General features: G+C 72.4%; 16 protein-coding genes. 6 read left to right on the forward strand and 10 right to left on the reverse strand.

Annotation, left to right across the window (positions count from 1 at the left end; genetic code table 11):
• Positions 1-24: 24 nt before the first annotated feature.
• Positions 25-1212: a Na+/H+ antiporter NhaA gene (nhaA, locus tag WDW90_RS12230; RefSeq protein WP_336487657.1), complete on the reverse strand. Its 1188-nt coding sequence runs from the start codon at positions 1210-1212 to the stop codon at positions 25-27.
• Between the two features lie 130 nt (positions 1213-1342).
• Positions 1343-1993 carry a thiol:disulfide interchange protein TlpA gene (gene tlpA, locus WDW90_RS12235; protein ID WP_336487658.1) on the reverse strand — a complete coding sequence of 217 codons (651 nt, stop codon included), beginning with the start codon at positions 1991-1993 and terminating at the stop codon, positions 1343-1345.
• Between the two features lie 48 nt (positions 1994-2041).
• On the opposite strand from tlpA, the gene argH reads away from it, so the two are divergent.
• Together argH and WDW90_RS12245 are read left to right on the forward strand one after the other, a co-directional pair.
• Positions 2042-3433, forward strand: coding sequence for an argininosuccinate lyase (gene argH, locus WDW90_RS12240; RefSeq protein ID WP_336487659.1), 1392 nt, complete (start codon positions 2042-2044; stop codon positions 3431-3433).
• A gap of 95 nt (positions 3434-3528) precedes the next feature.
• The gene (locus tag WDW90_RS12245; protein ID WP_431311025.1) at positions 3529-3783 is read left to right on the forward strand and encodes a hypothetical protein; all 255 of its coding nucleotides are present in this window, start codon (positions 3529-3531) and stop codon (positions 3781-3783) included.
• A gap of 159 nt (positions 3784-3942) precedes the next feature.
• Here the strand turns inward: WDW90_RS12245 and WDW90_RS12250 are convergent, their stop codons facing one another.
• The 5 genes from WDW90_RS12250 to WDW90_RS12270 form a co-directional block, all read right to left on the reverse strand.
• Positions 3943-5670: a PAS domain-containing protein gene (locus tag WDW90_RS12250; RefSeq protein ID WP_336487660.1), complete on the reverse strand. Its 1728-nt coding sequence runs from the start codon at positions 5668-5670 to the stop codon at positions 3943-3945.
• A gap of 214 nt (positions 5671-5884) precedes the next feature.
• Complete coding sequence (trmB, locus tag WDW90_RS12255) at positions 5885-6634, reverse strand: tRNA (guanine(46)-N(7))-methyltransferase TrmB (RefSeq protein ID WP_336487661.1); 750 nt, start codon at positions 6632-6634, stop codon at positions 5885-5887.
• Between the two features lie 56 nt (positions 6635-6690).
• Positions 6691-7869, reverse strand: coding sequence for a methionine adenosyltransferase (gene metK / locus WDW90_RS12260; RefSeq protein ID WP_336487662.1), 1179 nt, complete (start codon positions 7867-7869; stop codon positions 6691-6693).
• Between the two features lie 146 nt (positions 7870-8015).
• Positions 8016-8426, reverse strand: coding sequence for a helix-turn-helix domain-containing protein (locus WDW90_RS12265; protein WP_336487663.1), 411 nt, complete (start codon positions 8424-8426; stop codon positions 8016-8018).
• 455 nt (positions 8427-8881) lie between these two features.
• Positions 8882-9205, reverse strand: a complete 324-nt coding sequence (locus WDW90_RS12270; protein WP_336487664.1) for a hypothetical protein — start codon at positions 9203-9205, stop codon at positions 8882-8884.
• Between the two features lie 696 nt (positions 9206-9901).
• On the opposite strand from WDW90_RS12270, the gene WDW90_RS12275 reads away from it, so the two are divergent.
• The 3 genes from WDW90_RS12275 to WDW90_RS12285 all read left to right on the forward strand — a co-directional run bounded on the left by WDW90_RS12275 (position 9902) and on the right by WDW90_RS12285 (position 12586).
• On the forward strand, positions 9902-10324 hold the full coding sequence (locus WDW90_RS12275; protein WP_336487665.1) for a hypothetical protein: 423 nt from the start codon (positions 9902-9904) through the stop codon (positions 10322-10324).
• A gap of 5 nt (positions 10325-10329) precedes the next feature.
• A complete protein-coding gene (locus WDW90_RS12280; RefSeq protein WP_336487666.1) occupies positions 10330-11826 on the forward strand; it encodes a M48 family metalloprotease in 1497 nt (498 codons plus the stop codon).
• 73 nt (positions 11827-11899) lie between these two features.
• Positions 11900-12586, forward strand: coding sequence for a glutathione S-transferase family protein (locus WDW90_RS12285; RefSeq protein ID WP_336487667.1), 687 nt, complete (start codon positions 11900-11902; stop codon positions 12584-12586).
• A gap of 172 nt (positions 12587-12758) precedes the next feature.
• Here the strand turns inward: WDW90_RS12285 and WDW90_RS12290 are convergent, their stop codons facing one another.
• The 3 genes from WDW90_RS12290 to WDW90_RS12300 form a co-directional block, all read right to left on the reverse strand.
• Positions 12759-14522: an ABC transporter ATP-binding protein gene (locus WDW90_RS12290; RefSeq protein ID WP_336487705.1), complete on the reverse strand. Its 1764-nt coding sequence runs from the start codon at positions 14520-14522 to the stop codon at positions 12759-12761.
• 217 nt (positions 14523-14739) lie between these two features.
• Entirely contained in the window at positions 14740-16083 is a 1344-nt protein-coding gene (locus WDW90_RS12295) for an MFS transporter (protein ID WP_336487668.1), read from the reverse strand.
• Positions 16080-16775 (reverse strand): PRC-barrel domain-containing protein, encoded by a 696-nt coding sequence (locus tag WDW90_RS12300; RefSeq protein WP_431311027.1) that lies wholly within the window; start codon positions 16773-16775, stop codon positions 16080-16082. The genes WDW90_RS12295 and WDW90_RS12300 overlap by 4 nt, the downstream gene beginning before the upstream one ends.
• A gap of 498 nt (positions 16776-17273) precedes the next feature.
• Between WDW90_RS12300 and WDW90_RS12305 the strand changes: the two genes are divergently transcribed.
• On the forward strand, positions 17274-17663 hold the full coding sequence (locus WDW90_RS12305) for a hypothetical protein (RefSeq protein ID WP_336487670.1): 390 nt from the start codon (positions 17274-17276) through the stop codon (positions 17661-17663).
• Positions 17664-17855 lie beyond the last annotated feature (192 nt).

The following is a 17855-nucleotide window of genomic DNA, read 5'->3' on the forward strand; positions in this document are numbered from 1 at the left end:
CCGGGGCGGGGTTACAGGGCGTGCTCAGCCCTCGCAATGCCCACGCCGGAGTCGGACCGGCGGGGCCGACATTGCGAGGATCGCGGCGCCCGCGATGCCGGAGGCCAGCGAGCCCGCCAGCACGCCGAGCTTCGTCTCGAGCCCATGCTCGCCCGACGCGAAGGCGAGGCCCCCGATGAACAGGCTCATGGTGAAGCCGATGCCGCACAGGACGGCGACGCCGTAGACCTGGCCCCAGCCCGCACGGGCCGGCCGCGCGGCCAAGCCCATCGCCACCGCGAGCCGCACGCTCGCGAACACGCCGGCCTGCTTGCCGAGAAACAGCCCGAGCGCCACGCCGAGCGTGACGGGATCGATCAGCGCGCCGAGCGGCAGGCCGACGAGCGTCACGCCGGCATTGGCGAAGCCGAAGACCGGCACGATTGCGTAGGTGACCCAGGGCGTCAGGGCGTGCTCCAGGATGTGGAGCGGCGAGGTCGGGTCGTCGGTCCGCGCCGGGCTCGTGCGGATCGGAACCGTGAGCGCGAGAAGCACCCCCGCCACGGTCGCGTGGACGCCCGAGCGCAGCACGAAGAACCAGAGGGCGAGGCCGAGCACGAGGTAGGGGCCGAGCGCCGACACGCCGAAGCGGTTGAGCAGGACGAGCAGCGCGAGGGTGGCGGCGGCAAGCCCCAGCATCAGCGGGTCGAGGCCGGCCGTGTAGAACAGCGCGATGATGATGACGGCGCCGAGATCGTCCACGATCGCCACGGCGCTGAGGAAGATCTTGAGGGAGACCGGCGCCCTGCGCCCGAGCAGCGCCAGCACGCCGAGCGCGAAGGCGATGTCGGTGGCGGCGGGGATCGCCCAGCCCCGCAGGGTGCCGTTGTGCCAGTTGAGCGCGACGTAGACGAGGGCCGGCACCAGCATGCCGCCGAGGGCGGCGATTCCTGGCAGCGCCCGGTCGGGCCAGGTGCGCAGCTGCCCGTCGAGCGCCTCGCGCTTGATCTCCAGGCCGACGAGCAGGAAGAACACGGCCATCAGGCCGTCGTTGATCCAGTGCAGCAGGCTGAGGGGGCCGAGATACAGGTGGAGCGCGCGGTCGTAGCCGGCCGCGAGCGGCGAGTTCGCCACAGCGAGCGCGAGGGCCGCAGCCGCCATCAGGACGAGCCCGCCGCCGGCCTCGCTGGTGAGCGCCGTGCGGATGACGGAGAGGGGACGGCGGCGATCCATGCCGCACCGGTTGCCCGCTCGCGGCGCCGCGATCAAGCCCGGGCAGACCGGCGCGCCCCGATTGCCCGCCGCGACGCGTGGGCCGCCGAGCCCGAATGGAGAGGGGGCCGCGGGCCCGGACCGTTTCCCGTCAGGATTTGCCGGCGTCGCCGAGCAGGGCCCGGATCAGGCGCTTGCCATCCTCGCTCGCCCACTCGGCCGGCCCCTTCATCACGCCGACCTCGCAGCCCTGCGCGTCGATGAGGAGCGTCGTCGGCAGGCCGGTCGAGCCCGTGTCCCGCTGCACCGCCGGCAGGACGCGCCCGCCGGGATCGGCGTAGTAGGCGAGCCGGGCGATGCCGTTCTCCCGCATCCAGGCGGGCGGCCGGTCGAGGTTGCGCGTGTCGACGTTGATGGCGACGACCCCGAAATCCGGGCCGCCGAGCTCGGCCTGCAGGCGGTCGAGGGCGGGCATCTCGGCCTTGCAGGGAGCGCACCACGTCGCCCAGAGGTTGACGAGGAGGGTGCCCCCCTTGAGGTCGGCCAGGGTCGCCTCGGCCCCTTGCGCGTCCTTGAAGCGCAGGGCCGGCGCGGGCCTCGGCCGGTCGAGGACCTGCATCGCCGCGACCTCGCCGCGGGCGAGCGGCGCGATGCGCCGGGCCGCCGCCAGCGAACCGGCGCAGGGCTCGCCCGGCCCGAGGCCGTTGCTCCCGATGGAGCCCGTCCCGTATAGGGCGAGGCCGGCGCCGAGCGCCGTCACGAGGACGGCCCCGACGGCGAAGGATGTCAGGCGGCCGGGCATCAGCGTCGCCTCCCCGGGGCGCGGTGTGGCTGGAAGGTGTGGTGGATCATGAGCAACCGGATGTGGGGCGGGCGCTTCGCGAGCGGCCCCGCCGAGATCATGGAGGAGATCAACGCCTCCATCGGATTCGACAAGCGCCTCGCCCCCCAGGACATCCGCGGCTCGCTGGCGCATGTCGCGATGCTGGGAGCCGCCGGCATCCTGCCCGCCGATGATGTGAGCGCGATCGAGGCCGGGCTCAAGGCGGTCCAGGCGGAAATCGAGGCCGGGCAGTTCGTGTTCAAGCGCGAGCTCGAGGACATCCACATGAGCGTGGAGAGCCGGCTCACCGAGATCGTTGGGCCGGCCGCCGGGCGCCTGCACACGGCCCGCTCGCGCAACGACCAGGTCGCCACCGACATGAAGCTCTGGGTGCGCGACACCCTCGACAGCCTCGACGCGCAGGCGGTCGAGCTGCAGCGCGCGCTCGCCGAGAAGGCGCTCGCCCACGCCGCCACCGTGATGCCGGGCTTCACCCACCTGCAATCGGCCCAGCCCGTCACCTTCGGGCACCATTGCCTCGCCTATGTCGAGATGCTCGGGCGCGACCGGGGCCGGTTCCGCGACGCCCGCGCGCGGCTGAACGAGTGTCCGCTCGGCGCGGCGGCGCTCGCCGGTACCTCCTTCCCGATCGACCGCCATGCCACGGCCGCCGCGCTCGGCTTCGACCGGCCGACCGCGAACTCCCTCGATTCGGTGGCCGACCGCGACTTCGCGCTGGAATCCCTCGCGGCGGCCTCGATCTGCGCCGTGCACCTCTCGCGCTTCGCCGAGGAGCTGGTCGTGTGGACCTCGGCGCAGTTCGGCTTCGTGAAGCTGTCGGACGGCTTCACCACCGGCTCCTCGATCATGCCGCAGAAGCGCAACCCGGACGCGGCCGAGCTGGTGCGCGCCAAGGCCGGCCGGGTAATCGGAGCGCTGACCGGCCTCCTCATCGTCATGAAGGGCCTGCCGCTCGCCTATTCGAAGGACATGCAGGAGGACAAGGAGGGCACGTTCGACGCGCTCCAGGCCCTCTCCCTGTGCCTTGCCGCGATGACCGGCATGGTGCGCGATCTCGAGCCCGTGCCGGATGTCCTGGCGCGCGCCGCCGGCTCCGGCTACGCGACCGCCACCGACCTCGCCGACTGGCTCGTGCGCGAGCTCGGCCTGCCCTTCCGCGACGCGCACCACGTCACCGGCCGCCTCGTCGGCGCGGCCTCCGCGCGCGGCGTCGGCCTGGAGGCGCTGTCGCTCGCCGAGATGCGGGAGGCGGAGCCCCGCATCACCGACGCGGTCTACGCGGTGCTCGGCGTCGAGAACTCGGTCACCAGCCGCACGAGCCACGGCGGAACGGCGCCGGACAATGTGCGCGCCCAGGCGCAACGCTGGCTTGCACAGCTTGAACGCGCATCGGCCTGAAAAAGGAGCAGCCCGCACGCCCGAATGGGCGTGCGTTCACGGTCCAGCTATGTGAACCTCGCTAAAAGGCGTGCCGAGCGCATCGGAGTTCGTTTATGCCCGTGGAAAGTTGGATCACGCCGGAGGAGACCCCTGCGCTCGCCGCAGCCGCGACCGCGCAGATCGATGCAATCCTGAGCGACCTGAGCGCGGCGGAACGGGACGCGTTCTGGACCTCGGTGCGCAAGTGCTACAACACCCCCTACAACGACCCGCTGCCGCGCAAGCGCCCCCAGCCCCAGCCGGACGAGCCGGCACCCGTGGCCACGCTGCCGCCGGCTGAGAGCGCGCTCGACATCCAGGCGGCTTAGCGCGCTGTCCGCCAAAGTGGTTGCCGGTTCGGCTATCAGAACGCGCGCCAGATCAAGGGTTCGGAGCATTTTCCGTGATCCGGAAATCACGGAGAATATTCTGCGCCTCGTCCGCCGAGCCTGCGCGCCGCCGCCCTCGGATGCCGGCCGGGGCGTGCGTCAGGCCACGGGGTTGAGGGCGTCGTTGCGCCGGGGCAGGGGCGCCAGCATAGTCAGGCGGAAGCCTTCCGGCAGATACTCGGTCTCGACCTCGGCCTGGACCTGCGTGGTCAGCACCCGCTGCAGGAGACGCGAGCCGAAGCCCTGACGGCGCGGCGGCTCCACGGTCGGCCCGTCGCTCTCGCGCCACTCGAAGCGCAACGTTCCGGCGGGGCCGCCGGGCATGAGCGCCCATGTCACCGCGACACGCCCGCCGCGGGTCGAGAGGGCGCCGTACTTCGCCGCGTTGGTGGTCAGCTCGTGGATCGCCATGCCGATCGGCACCGCGATCTCGGAGGCGAGATCGACCGGCGGCCCGCTCAGGGAGATGCGCCCGTCGATCGCGCCGTCCATCGCGCCGTCGGCGTAGGGCCTGAGCTCGTTGACGAGGAGAGAGCGCAGGCTCGCGGTCTGCCAGGTATCTTCGGTGAGCACCGAGTGGGTGTGGGCGAGCGACATGATGCGGCCCACGAAGGCCTCGTAGAAGCTCTCGATGCTGGAGGCGGTGCGGGCCGTCGAGCCGACGATGGCCTGCACGGTGGCGAGCGTGTTCTTCACCCGGTGGTGCAGCTCGCGGATCAGGAGTGTCTGGCGCTCCTCGGCGTGGCGCCGGTCGGTCACGTCGGCAACGACCCCGATCAGGCGGCGCGGCAGGCGGTTCGGGGCATCGCGCTCGAAGCGCCCCGCCATGTCGATGGTGCGCCAGGCGCCGTCGCTCTTGCGGCGGATGCGGCCGGTCACGTGCAGGATCACGTCGTCGCGGAGCGCCCCCGAGATCGCCTGGCGCACGGCCGCGCGGTCGTCGGGGTGGAGAAGCTCGTTCAGGAACTCCGTCTTGCCGACGGTGCCGTCCTCGGCCGTGCGGCCGAAGATCTCGAACATGCGCTCGTTCTCCCAGATCGCGTGGTCCTCGAGCATGTGCCACTCGAAGATGCCGAGCCGGGCGAGAGAGGTGGCGACCCGCAGGCGCTGCTCGCGCCCGAGCAGGGCATCGCGCGCCTCGACCCGCGTGGTGATGTCCTGCACCACCCCGACCATGCCCTCGAGCGTCCCGTCGGGCCCCGCCACGGGCTGGCCGCGCGCGCCGACGATGATCTCGCGCTCCTCCCCGGCCCGGCGCAGGCGGCACTCGAAGGCGTAGGGCCTGCCGCGCTCCAGCGCCTCGCGCACGACCGATCCGACGCGCGCTGCCTCGTCCGCCTGGATCAGCGGGCGCAGTGTCTCCCAGGTCAACGAGGGGCCGGGCGGATGGCCGAGGATCTGCGCGGCGCGGCGCGACAGGGTGATCAGGCCCGTGGCCTTGTCCCAGCGCCACTCGCCGAGACCCGCCGCGATCAGCGCCTCGCGGTTCTGCTCCGCGCGCACCGCCTCGTCCGCGTCGACGGCCTCGACCACCAGCGTGGTGCCGCCGTTCGAGCGGCGCACGCGCACGTCGATCGTGCGCCCGTCGGCGCGGCGCCAGCGCTGCACGCCCTCCGCGAGGGCGGTCCGTTCGAGGAGGTCGGCGAGCGACATGCCGACGAGGTCGCCGGCACCGTAGCCGAGCAGGCGGCAGAGGTGCCGGTTGGCGTCCAGCAGGGCGTCGCCGCGGGTCGACAGGATCGCGAGGCCGATCGCGGCCTCCTCGAAGGCCGCGCGATGGAGATCGACCGAATCCGCTTGCGGAGCGTGGTCCACCCTGTCGCCCAATCCGAATCCTCGCTCGCGCGCCGCAGCGGGTCGTCGCGCCCCGTCCGACCGTCCCTGCCCGAGGCGTCGGCAGGATGAACCCCAAGCTCGGCAGCGGCAAGGCCGACGCGGCGCACGCCCTGTGCGCCGCGGCACGCCCTGCGCCGAGAGCACTTCGCCACCGCCCGTTCCCCTTCCGCACGCGACGGCCTAGCGGGCGTCCGGCGAGAGGCTCTTAGATGCGCTCGGCGCGGGCGAATTCCAGATAGGTGGGCCGCCGCCCCGCCGCGACGGCCTTGGCCTCGTAGCGGGTGCCGGACCAGTCCGGATAGGGGGCGGTCCAGTCGGCTGCCCGCTCGGCGGTCCAGCGCAGGTCCGGGCAGCGCGCGGCGCGCGCCAGCGTCCAGCCCGCGTAGTCGTCGATGTCGCTGGCGAAGCGGAATAGGCCGCCGTCCTTCAGGACCCGGGCGATCTCCCGCAGGGACTCGTCCGAGACGAAGCGGCGCTTGCGCTGGCGGCGCTTCGGCCAAGGGTCGGGATAGAGCAGGTAGACTCGGTCGAGGCAGGCGTCGGGCAGCGCGGCGAGGAGCGCCGTGACGTCCTCGTCGCGGATGCGGATGTTGGCCAGGCGCTCCGCGTCGATCGCCCGCAGGAGCTTGACCACGCCGTTGACGAAGGGCTCGGCGCCGATGAAGCCGATCTCGGGATGGCGGGCGGCCTGCGCGGCGAGGTGCTCGCCGCCCCCGAAGCCGATCTCCAGCCAGTGCCCGCGCTTGGGCTCGGGGAACAGCTGCGCCGGGTCGAGGCGGCCGCCATCCGCCGGCGGAGTCACGCGCAACCGCGGCAGCAGCGCGGCCAGCCGCTGCTCCTGCCCCTCCCGCAGCCGCTTGCCCTTGCGCCGCCCGAAGAAGGCGCGCTCGGGCGCCTCAGGCGCGCTCCGCCCAGGTGTCGTCACGCGAACGCTCCGTGGACGCGCCCGGACCATGGCCGGGCGCGGTCAATGTCCCCCTCGGGAGGCGGAGGAGAGGCCCCGCCGCGATGTCAGGCGAGCGCCGCCTTCAGGCTGTCGGCGAGGTCGGTGCGCTCCCAGGAGAAGCCGCCGTCGGCCTCCGGCGCCCGGCCGAAATGGCCGTAGGCCGAGGTGCGGGCGTAGATCGGCTTGTTGAGGCCGAGCTTCGTCCGGATGCCCCGGGGCGAGAGGTCCATCGCGTCCATCAGCACGGCCTCGAGCCGGGCCTCGTCGACCGTGCCGGTGCCGTGCAGGTCGACGTAGATCGAGAGCGGCCGGGCGACGCCGATCGCGTAGGCGAGCTGGATCGTGGCGCGGCGCGCGAGGCCGGCCGCCACCACGTTCTTGGCGAGGTAGCGGGCCGCGTAGGCCGCCGAGCGGTCGACCTTGGTCGGGTCCTTGCCCGAGAAGGCGCCCCCGCCGTGGGGCGCCGCGCCGCCGTAGGTGTCCACGATGATCTTGCGCCCGGTCAGCCCCGCATCGCCGTCGGGGCCGCCGATCACGAACTTGCCGGTCGGGTTCACGTGCCAGACCGTGCCCTCGTTGACCCAGCCCTCGGGCAGCGCCTTCAGGATGTAGGGCTCCACGATCGCCCGCACGTCGGCCGAGTCGAGCGACTCGTCGAGATGCTGCGTGGAGAGCACGATCTGCGTCACCTCGACGGGGCGGCCGTTGAGGTAGCGCACCGTCACCTGGCTCTTGGCGTCGGGGCCGAGCATGGCGGCATCGCCCGCGCGCGCCTTGCGGGCATCGGCGAGGTCCTTGAGGATCTTGTGCGCGTAGAAGATCGGGGCCGGCATCAGCTCGGGCGTCTCGTCGGCGGCGTAGCCGAACATGATGCCCTGGTCGCCCGCGCCCTCGTCCTTGTTGCCCGCGGCGTCGACGCCCTGCGCGATGTCGGCGGACTGCGCGTGCAGGTGGATGGCGACGTCGTTGTTCTTCCAGTGGAAGCCGGACTGCTCGTAGCCGATGTCCCGCACGGCCTCGCGGGTCAGGTGCTCGAGGTCCTGGAAGGTCACCGAATCGGGGCCGCGCACTTCGCCAGCGATCACGATGCGGTTCGTGGTGGCCAGCGTCTCGACGCCGAGCCGGGCCTCCGGCATCGCCGCGAGATAGGCATCGACCACGGTGTCCGAGATCCGGTCGCACACCTTGTCGGGGTGGCCCTCGGAGACGGACTCGCTCGTGAACAGGAAGTCGGAACGCGGCATGGGCAGCACCCCCGGTTGCGGGCGCGCCCTCGTGCTCAAGCGCTTGACCCGGTCTGATGGAGGACGCGTTCTAGCACCCGCCGCCCTGGGCGGGTCAAGATGGTATGCCGAACGCGTCCGCTATAACGTACGAAATAGCCGGAACATCATCCGTTCAGCTTACGGTCGAGGGCGTGGACGGCGGCGGCGAGGTCGCGCCGCGCGCCCTCCGAGAAATGCTCGGTGACGTGGCGGGCCACCACCTCCGCGAGCCCGTGCCACTCGTTCTCGCCCGCGTAGCTCTGTTGGCGGTCCTCGCCGAAGCCCTCGAGGGGGATGTCGTCGAGGCGCTTCATGCCCTGGAAGAAGTGCTCCAGCGGCACGCCGGTCATCCGCGACAGGATCTCGAGATGCACCGCGCTGATGCGGTTCGTGCCCTTCTCGTATTTCTGGAGCTGGGCCGCCGACATGCCGAAGCTCTGGGCGACCCTGCGCTGGGTCAGCGCGGCCCGGCGGCGCTCCTCGGCGATGCGCTGTCCCACATGGGCGTCCCGCTGATCGGTCTTCTGGCCTGCCATGGAGTGTCTCGTGCGCCCACCTCGACCGCGGGGCCCGGAGGCCGCGGTTCCCCGCATCGACGCTTAAGGTTCCGTTGACGTTTTGTCACGGCGGCGGCCTGTGCATACGTAATACGCCCAGCCGGCTTGCGCAGGAAGGTGGCGTCCCCGGCAGGGCTCGAACCTGCGACCCCAGGTTTCATACCACCTCGGCTTTCGCCGCCGCCCGGCGAGGCGGGCGTTCGTGGTCTGGACTATCCCTTCACCCTAGGCCCCGGCAGCGAGGCCCTTAGGTGCCGCCCGTCTAGTCTCTACACCTTCCCGGGTCCGGCTGGCGCCGGCCTGGGCTTGGCTCGGGATCGGCAGGGCGCGGAAGGCGCCGTGAGCGTTCCCCGAATTTGAGCGGATCCGCCGCGCGGTTTCCCGGCGCGACGCCCAATTTTGGCTTTAGGAAACCTGTGCTCTGTCCAGCTGAGCTACGGAGACTGAACCGCCCCGTCCTTAGCACCATCGTCCGGCGAGTCCAACCGGATCGGGATCGTGTCCCCCGGCGGCCTGCCCGGCGGGATCGGGGCGGCCTCGCGGCCCCGGCCAAGCTGGCGCAGGTCGAGCTCCAGGGCCTTGACGCGGTGCAGGATGCCGATGCCGCGCACGCTCGCCGCCATGGCCCGCTGGCCGAGATCCTCCAGGCAGGCAGCGGCCTTCTCGAGCTCGTCCGCACACCAGGCGTCGAGGTGTCCGGGCCCTTGCGGCAGGTCGGGTGGAAATTCCCCGGGGATGATGTCGGTGTCGTCCGGCATGGCGCTTCTTCTAGCTCATTGTCTAAAAAGATACAGTAGTCTGTCCGGAGCGGAATCGTACCAAAGTCGACTGCGCGCGCTTCGGCACCGGATGGCCCTCATTCGGGGCCAATCACCCGCGATCGTGTCCCCATCGGCACGGTCCCTGTGACGCGCCTGCCGCAGGAGCCGAAAAAACGTGCTTCGGGCAGGGCGGGGCCTGCCGTTTTCGGTCAGATTGCGCCGTCGCGGGGACGGGTGCCATGGCGGGGCGGAGTTCGGGGCGGAGTTCGGAGCGGGGCGGGAAGGGCCGGGTCCCGTATCGGGCCCTGGCGGGCGCCGTGCTCCTCTGCGGCCTCGCGAGCCCGGCCGCGGCCGCTCCGCGGGCCGGGCCAGCCGAGTGCCAGGCCTCCGCGACGCGGTCCGATGCGCTGGCGGGCGACGGGCCGAGAGGCGAGATCACGCTGGCCACCGGCGCCCGGGCGCGGCTCGGCTCCCTGCGCTGGCCGGAGGATCCGGCGGACGCCGCGGCGGCCTCGGCTTGGCTCGGCGCCCATCGCGGCCGGCCCCTGGCGGTCGTCGCAAGGGGCGAGCCCGACCGCTGGGGCCGCGCGAGCGTCGACGCGCTGGTCGAGCCGGAGGGCGGCGAGCCGGTCGATCTGGCCGGCGGCCTCATCCGCGCGGGCCTCGCGCAGGTCGATGCCGGGGAAGGGGGACGTGCTCTGCCGCCCCGCCCTTCTCGGCCTCGAGGACACGGCCCGCCGGGCCGGGCTCGGGCTCTGGCGCCGGCCGCTTCCGGCGGCGCGGGACGGCCCGGCGCTCCGGGCGGCGGCCGGGCATTTCGTGGTGGCGCGCGGGCGCATCCTCCATATCGGGGAGCGTCCGGGCCGCACCTATCTCGACTTCGTGCGTCGCGGCGAGGACGGCTTGACGGTGGCGGTGTCGAAGCGCACTTGGCGCCGGCTGCAGGAACATGGTTTGAGTGCAGCCGGGTTGAAGGGCAGGGTCGTGCGCGTGCGGGGCATCGTCGAGATCTGGCGCGGGCCGGTCATCGAGGTCGCCAGCGCCGAGACGATCGAGGTTCTGGGCGAAGAAGATCCGGATACGGGTCCGGACAAGGAGCGGGCGCCGCGGCGCTGATCGGCATGGACGGGGTTGCGAAGCGAGCCGACGGTTCGGGCCTGCGCGGCGGGCGGTCTCCCGCGCGCGCGCTCGCGGGCGCCGGCCTCCTCGGCCTCGCCCTGTCGGCCTGCGCGATCGACCAGACCGGCGCCGTCCTGCAGCCGGCCGCCGTGACGGTGCCGGCCGAGGCGCCGCGCACCACGGGGCGGGCCCGCAGCGTCTCGGATTCGGACCATTCCAAGCTCGTGGCCTCGTTCGGGGGCGAGTACCGGGCGCCCGCGACCTTGCGCCTCCTGACCGAGGTGACGGACCGCCTCGTCAAGGCGAGTGACCGTCCCGACCAAGCCTACGTGGTGACGCTCCTCGACTCGCCCGTCGTCAACGCCTTCGCGCTGCCGAACGGGCGCCTCTACGCCACCCGCGGCCTCGTCGCGCTGGCGGGCGACACCTCGGAGATCGCCGCGGTGCTGGCGCACGAGATCGCGCACGTCACCCTGAGCCACGCCAATGCCCGCACGGAACTCGAGCTGCGCTCCCAGCTCGTCAGCCGGGTGGTGGCCGACGTGCTGAACGATCCGGCGACCGGCGCGCAACTCCAGAACCAGTCGCGCTTCGCGCTGGCCCGCTTCTCCCGCGAGCAGGAGCTGGAGGCCGACGGCGCCGGCGTGCGGACGCTGGCGGCCGCCGGCTATGACCCCTTCGCGGCCGGCCGCTTCCTCACCGCGCTGAACCGCACCGTGGCCCTCAAGGCCGGCGGCGGCACCGCGGCCGAGCCGGACATGCTGGCGACCCATCCGGGCACGGCCGAGCGCATTTCCCTCGTCACGCGGGCGGCCCGCCGCATCGGCGCCCCGGGCGTCGGCACCGATGACCGGGCCCGCTACCTCGCGGCGATCGACGGCATCGCCTACGGCGACAATCCCGGCGAGGGCGTGGTGCGCGGGCGCCGCTTCCTGCACCCGGGTCTCGGCATCGCCTTCGAGGTGCCCGATGGCTTCGCCATCGAGAACACCAAGAACGCGGTTCTGGGCACCACCAACGAGGGCAGCCGCCGCCTCCTGTTCGATCAGGTCGAGGCCGATCCGAGCCGGGGGCTCGACGAGGTCCTGAAGGCCACCTGGAACGACGCGATCGAGGGGAGCACCGTCGAGGCCCGGACCATCGCGGGCCACCCGGCCGCCGTGGCCCTGTCCCGCGGCAAGGACTGGACCTTCCGCCTGGCCGCGGTCCGCGTCGGCGAGGCGACCTACCGGATGATCATGGCCGCCAAGGGCGCGACCGATCCCGATCCCGCCTTCCGCCGCTGGACCGGAAGCCTCGCCTCCGTCTCCCCCGAGGAGACGCGCACGCTGAAGCCCACGCGCCTGCAGATCGTTCCGGCGACGAGCGACAATCCCGAGGAGCTCGCCCGGCGCATGGTCGTGCCGGATCGCCCGCTCGAGCGCTTCCTCGTCCTCAACGGGCTGGAGCGGGGCGCCTCCCTCAAGGCCGGGCAGAGCTACAAGGTCGTGACCGAGTAGGGGGCCACCCGGGGACTTGCGCCCGGCGCGACGACCGGCGAAGCCGGGCGCCCCAGCAGGACAGGTGCCGCCGATGATCCAGTTCTATTACAACCTCAGCCCCAACCCCATGAAGGTCGCGCTCTTCCTGGAGGAGGCGGAGCTTCCCTACGAGGCGGTTCCCGTCGATACCCGCCGGGGCGAGCAGTTCGATCCGGCTTTCACGGCCGTCAACCCGAACGCGAAGGTGCCGGCCATCGTCGACGGCAGCACCACGGTGTTCGACAGCAACGCGATCCTGCTCCACCTCGCCGAGGCCACGGGCCGGTTCCTGCCGGCGCCGGGCGATGCGGCGCGGGGCGAGATGCTCTCCTGGCTGATGTTCGTGGCGACCGGCCTCAGCCCCTTCTCGGGCCAATGCGTGCATTTCCGCCACTTCGCGCCGAAGGGGCAGGACTACGCGCTCGAGCGCTACGTGTTCGAGGCGCGCCGCCACTGGCGCATCGTGAACGACCGGCTCGCCGAGCGGCCCTTCATGCTGGGCGAGGCCTACACCCTCGTCGACATGGCGGTCTGGGGCTGGGCCCGGATGGTCCCCTTCGTCCTCGGCGAGGCAGCCTTCGCGGAGCTGGCGCACGTGAAGCGCCTCCTCGACGCGATCAACGCCCGCCCGGCCGCCCAGCGCGCGGAGGCGCTCAAGAGCCGCCATGCCTTCAAGGCCGAGATGGACGACGAGGCCCGCCGCTTCATGTTCCGGGCCGTCGGGACGGGCGGGGCCTGAGCCGCACGACCTTCCTGGAAGCCCGCGACAGCGCCGCACTACGGCAATAGAGGATCATGCCCGCCGACGCCGTCCGGTGCCGCGCGATGACGCCCGTGTTCCGGCCGAACGGAAAAGGCCGGCGCGGATTTCTCCGCGCCGGCCCTTCGGAGATCGTCCGCGCCCGCGCCGCTCACGCCGCCGCGAGCGACATCGACAGCGATTCCTTCTTCATCAGCTCGCGGTAGAAGCCGTCGAGATGGGTGAGCTTGTCCGGCGAGCCGTCCTGGATGATGCGGCCGCCCTCGAGCACCACGATCCGGTCGAAATCCTTGAGGGTCGAGAGCCGGTGCGCGATGGCGATGACGGTGCGGCCCTTCATCAGGTTGGCGAGCGCGTGGCGGATCGCCTCCTCGGATTCCGCGTCGAGCGCAGAGGTCGCCTCGTCGAGGAGCAGGATCGGCGAGTCCTTCAGGATCGCCCGCGCGATGGCGATGCGCTGGCGCTGGCCGCCCGAGAGCTTGACGCCGCGGTCGCCCACGATCGTGTCGAAGCCTTCCGGCAGGGCGTTGATGAAGTCCGTGCAATGGGCCGCCTCGGCCGCCTTCCAGACGTCCTCGTCGCTGGCGTCGGGCCGGCCGTAGCGGATGTTCTCGCGAAGTGAGCGGTGGAACATCGAGACGTCCTGCGGCACCACCGTGATGGCCTCGCGCAGGGATTCCTGCGTGACCCGGTCGATGTCCTGGCCGTTGATGAGGATGCGGCCGCCCTTCACGTCGTAAAAGCGCTGCAGCAGCGAGAACAGGGTCGACTTGCCGCCGCCCGACTTGCCGACCAGGCCGATGCGCTGGCCCGGCTCGATGGCGAGGTCGAAATCCGAGAACACGCCGCGCCCGTCGGGATAGTCGAAGGCGACGTGCTGGAAGTCGATCTTAGCGGCGTGGCCGGTGAGCGGCACCGCCTCGGGATGGTCGATCAGGTCGTGGGGCTGCAGCAGGGTGTGGAGCGCCTCCGACAGGCGGGCGGTGTGCTGCGTGGCGTCGACGAGGGCCACCGCGAGGTCGCGGGTGGCGGCCAGGATACGGATGCCGAGCGTGCAGACGAGCACCACCTGCCCGTTCGTGGCCTGACCCGCCTCCCACATCGTGATCGCCCAGTAGAGCAGGCCGAGCACCGCGAGCACGGTCAGGATCGCGTGCACGATGCGCAGCTTCTCGAGGTAGAGCAGCGAGGAGCGGCGCGAGCGCATCTCGACGCCGATCGTGCCGTCGAAGCGCTTGTACTCGCGCTTGAAGGCCGAGAAGGCGCGCACGAGCGGCATGTTGCCGACGAGGTCGACCATCTCGCCGTCGACGCTCGCGGCCTTGGCGGCGAAGTCGTGGTGGAGCGGCTTGCCGGCCGCCGCCATCTTGAACATCAGCACCACGACGGCGCCGAAGATGCCGGCGAGCACCGCCGCCATGGTGAGGTTGACGGTGGCGATGTAGGCGATCGACCCGAAGGCCGCGACGCAGGGCGGCATCACGTTGAACACGAACATGTTCTCGACCGTGAAGATCGCGTTCGAGGTCGCGGTGATGCGGGAGGCGAGCGTCCCGGGCTGCCGGTCGGCGAAGAAGGAGGGCGAGTGGCCGGTCATGTGCCGGAAGAGGTCGCGGCGGATGTCGCCCGTGACGCCCACGAAGGTGAAGGAGCCGACGAGGCTCGCCACGCGCCAGAGCATGTTGTCGGCGGCGATGAAGGCGATGAGCACGGCGAGCGCGCCCCAGACCAGCCCGGCCTGCGGGCCCTTGCTGAGGGCGTCGACCACGCCCTTCAGCGCGTAGTCGGTGGAGACGGAGAAGCCGACGGCGCCGAGCACCGCGATCAGGATGACGGCATGGGGCAGGGCGCGGCGCTTGAGGTAGCGACCCACGAAGGCCCAGGGCCGGTCGGCGTAGTGGCAGAGGTCTTCCATCGCGATGACGATCTCGATTTCAGCGGACCTGACGGGCGAAGAGGGATGCGCTCGCACGCATTCGGACTCGTGATCCCGAGGCGGCAACGCAAAAGCGTCGCCATACGTTGCAAGCGCTCGCCCTCAGGACCTGCTTTTATCCATCGAAGCTGAACGCCAGTTGAGCGGCGAAGCGATTTCGGTGCCGCTGCAGCCGTCGCCGCCCCTTCGTCCGCCTTCAGACACTCTGCCTCCGCCGGGTTTCCGGCATGATCAGCGCGAGCATCAGGAAGGCCGCCGCCCCGACGAGCGCGAGGCCGAGGAACGCCGTGTGGCTGCCGAGCCGGTCGGCCATGATGCCGGCGAGCGAGGTCGAGAGCGCCGCCCCGATCCCCATGGCGGTGCCGACCGCACCGAGGGCGAGGTTGAAGCGGCCCGTGCCCCGGGTGACGTCGGAGACCACCAGCGGCACCATCACGCCGAGCACGGCCGCCGAGATCCCGTCGAAGACCTGGATGGCCACGAGCAGCGTCGGGCTGTCCGCGTAGGCGAAGAGGAGCGCCCGCACCGGCAGGGCGGCGAAGCCCAGCAGCAGCATCGGGCGCCGGCCCCAGCGCTCGGCGGCCCGGCCGATCGCGGGCGCGCAGATCGCCAGCACCGCCTGCGGGACCATGATGCAGGCCGCGATCAGCGCGGTCGCGGTCTCGCTCGCCCGGAGCGTCAGCACGCTGCCGACGAGAGGAAGCAGCGCGGCGTTCGCCAGGAAGAACAGGGTCATGCAGCCGGCAAAGCACAGCAGCGCCCGGTTGGTGGCGAGTGCCCGCAGGCCCGCCGCGCCGGGCGCGGCCTGCGCGGCCGAGCCCGTGTCGTGGTTGACCTCGTCGGCCCGGATCGAGGAGAGCGCCATCAGGGTCGGCACCATCAGGGCCGCCGTGAGGTAGAAGACCGCGTCGTTCGACAGGTAGTAGCCGCAGGCCCCCATGCCGGCGGCCGCGAGCGCGTTGCCGAGCGCCTGGAAGCTGGCGTTGCGGCCGAGCCGCTCGCCCGCGCGGGCATGGCCCACGAGCCCGATGCTGATCGCCGCGATGGCCGGCGTCAGCACGCAGCTCGCGGCCGAGTGCGCCGCCATGGCGATGAGCACGATCAGGAAGTTCGGCCACACCGCCAGCGCGAAGGCGCTGGCCGAGATCGCCACCACGGCAAATCCCGCCGCGAAGCGCTTCGAGCGGACGGCGTCCACGAAGGCGCCGCCCGGCACCTGGCCCAGCAGGCTGACGAGGCTGCCGACGGTGAGCGCGAAGCCGATGTCGGATTGCGTCCACTTGGCCTGGGTGAAGTAGACCGCCAGGAACGGCCCGAACCCGGTCTGCAGGTTCGCCACGAAGAACGCGAAGGCGTCGAGGCCCCGGCGGCTCGCCTTCGAGAGGGCCCGCTGCGCGGGGACCGGCTCGGGAATCACGTCGGGCACGGCCTCCGGGGGTGTCTCGCTCGGGCGGGCCGGGCGGGGCCGGGGCTCGTAGCGCGGCGCGCTGCGCTCGCGCGGGGAGTGGGCGCGCCGGTTCTTCGGTCGCGGCGCCGTCATCGGTCGGGCGCCTTCTCGGGCGGCTTGTCGGCCGGAGCCGGCGCGGAGGCGGGGGCCGGGGCGGCGGGCGCCGTCGCGGGGACGGTCCCGGGGGTAGCGACGGGGGCGGCGACGGGCGCGGCCGGCTGGGGGGACTGGGCCGCGGGGGCCTGCTCGGCCTCCGGCGGCGCGCTCGGGCTCGTGGGGCCGAGCACCACGATCGGCTCGCCCGCCTTGTATTCGGGCGAGACGCGCACCTGGTTGCGGCTCAGCTGAAGCACCAGCCGGCCGGGCTTGCCGTCCGTGGTGAAGCGGAGCGAGCGCCAGTCCACCGCGATCTTGCGGGAGCCGACCCCGAGGAAGCCTCCGAAATCGATGATCGCGGCGCGCGGCCGGCCTTCCTTGTCGATGATCACGTCGATGACCCGGCCGAGCTCGTCGCCGTTGGCGCCGCGCACGCCCTTGCCGAGGACGCTCTCGTAATCCTGCGTGTCGAGGACGGTGGCGGGCGTCCCCTGCGGCACCACGGGCGCGGCCTGCGGCGGCGCGGCGGCGGGCTGGGCTGGCACGGGCTGGGCCGGAGCGGATTGAGCCGGCAGCTGCGGGGCGGCGGGTGCCGGCGCGGATGCGCCCGGCGCAGGCTCCGTGCCGGCTGGCGGATTGTCGGCGGCGGCGGCGGCGGCCCATAGGGTGATCGTCGCAGTCGCGATCATCCGGACGGTTCTGAACACGCGGGTTCCTCGATGAAGTGTCGCGACGGCTTCGGGCACAACCGCGGCCGTTCCGGCGGGTTCCGGGCGTGCGGACCCGGCTGGTATGCACGCGGACCAAGGCGAAGTTATGGACCGGGAGCCGCCGACAGAGGGCAAGATCCGGGCCGGAGGGTGGCGGCACTGGGGCTCCGTGTCCAGAGGCGCGGGGCCGTGCCGCCCACCCGGTCCCGGGTTCTTCGGACCTACTTCTCAAGCGCCTTGCTCGCGCACGCCTCGTGCACGCCTCGCGCGCCTGCCCGGGAGCACCCGCCCAAGAGCACCGGCCGCGCGATCCGCGAAGCCGCGCCGATCCCGGGTGGACTTGCCGGCCCCGCGAGCACCGGTGACGGTGAATAGCCCGGCGCGTGACTGGTTTTCGCCGCAGCCCCGGCGTAGAGAAGCGCCGAATGACAAAATGAGCCGTGACTTGCGACGCGGCCTCGGAGAGGATCAGGTCTCATGCTCACCGGTCTCACGTCCAACCTGTCGAGAGCGGGCGCGCTGGCGCTCCTCGCCGCGTCGATCGGCGGCTGCCAAGCACTGGGCGGCGGCGGCGGCGTCATGCCGGCGAGCGATGTCGGGCCGCCGCCCTCGCTGCGCAGCGGCCTGCCCGCGCGCGAGGTGCGCACCGCCACCGTCGATCCCGACGGCGAGCCCCTCCAGACCGCGCCGACCCGGCGCCTCGACCTGCCCCGGAACGGCCGCGCCGACGCCCGCGCGGCCGATGCCGGCCCGCGCCGCATCCGGCGCGACGAGATCGAGGGGACCGCTGAGGGCGGGAGCAGCTCCGGCGGTCTCGCGCCCTCGCTCAGCCCGAGCGGCGGCGTCGGCGTCGGCGGCCGGTTCTGACCGCGGCTAGGGCGCAAGCGCCGCGCGGTGCTTGCGCCCTAGCGGGGACGGGGCCGGGCGCATCCCCGGCCGGCATGACAGGCCCGGACTTGGCAGGCCCGGACTTGGCAGGCCCGGACTTGGCAGGCCCGGACTTGGCAGGCCCGGACTTGGCAGGCCCGGACTTGGCAGGCCCGGACTTGGCAGGCCCGG

Origin of the sequence: Methylobacterium nigriterrae, assembly GCF_037106235.1 — a bacterium.
Taxonomy (GTDB): Bacteria; Pseudomonadota; Alphaproteobacteria; order Rhizobiales; family Beijerinckiaceae; genus Methylobacterium; species Methylobacterium nigriterrae.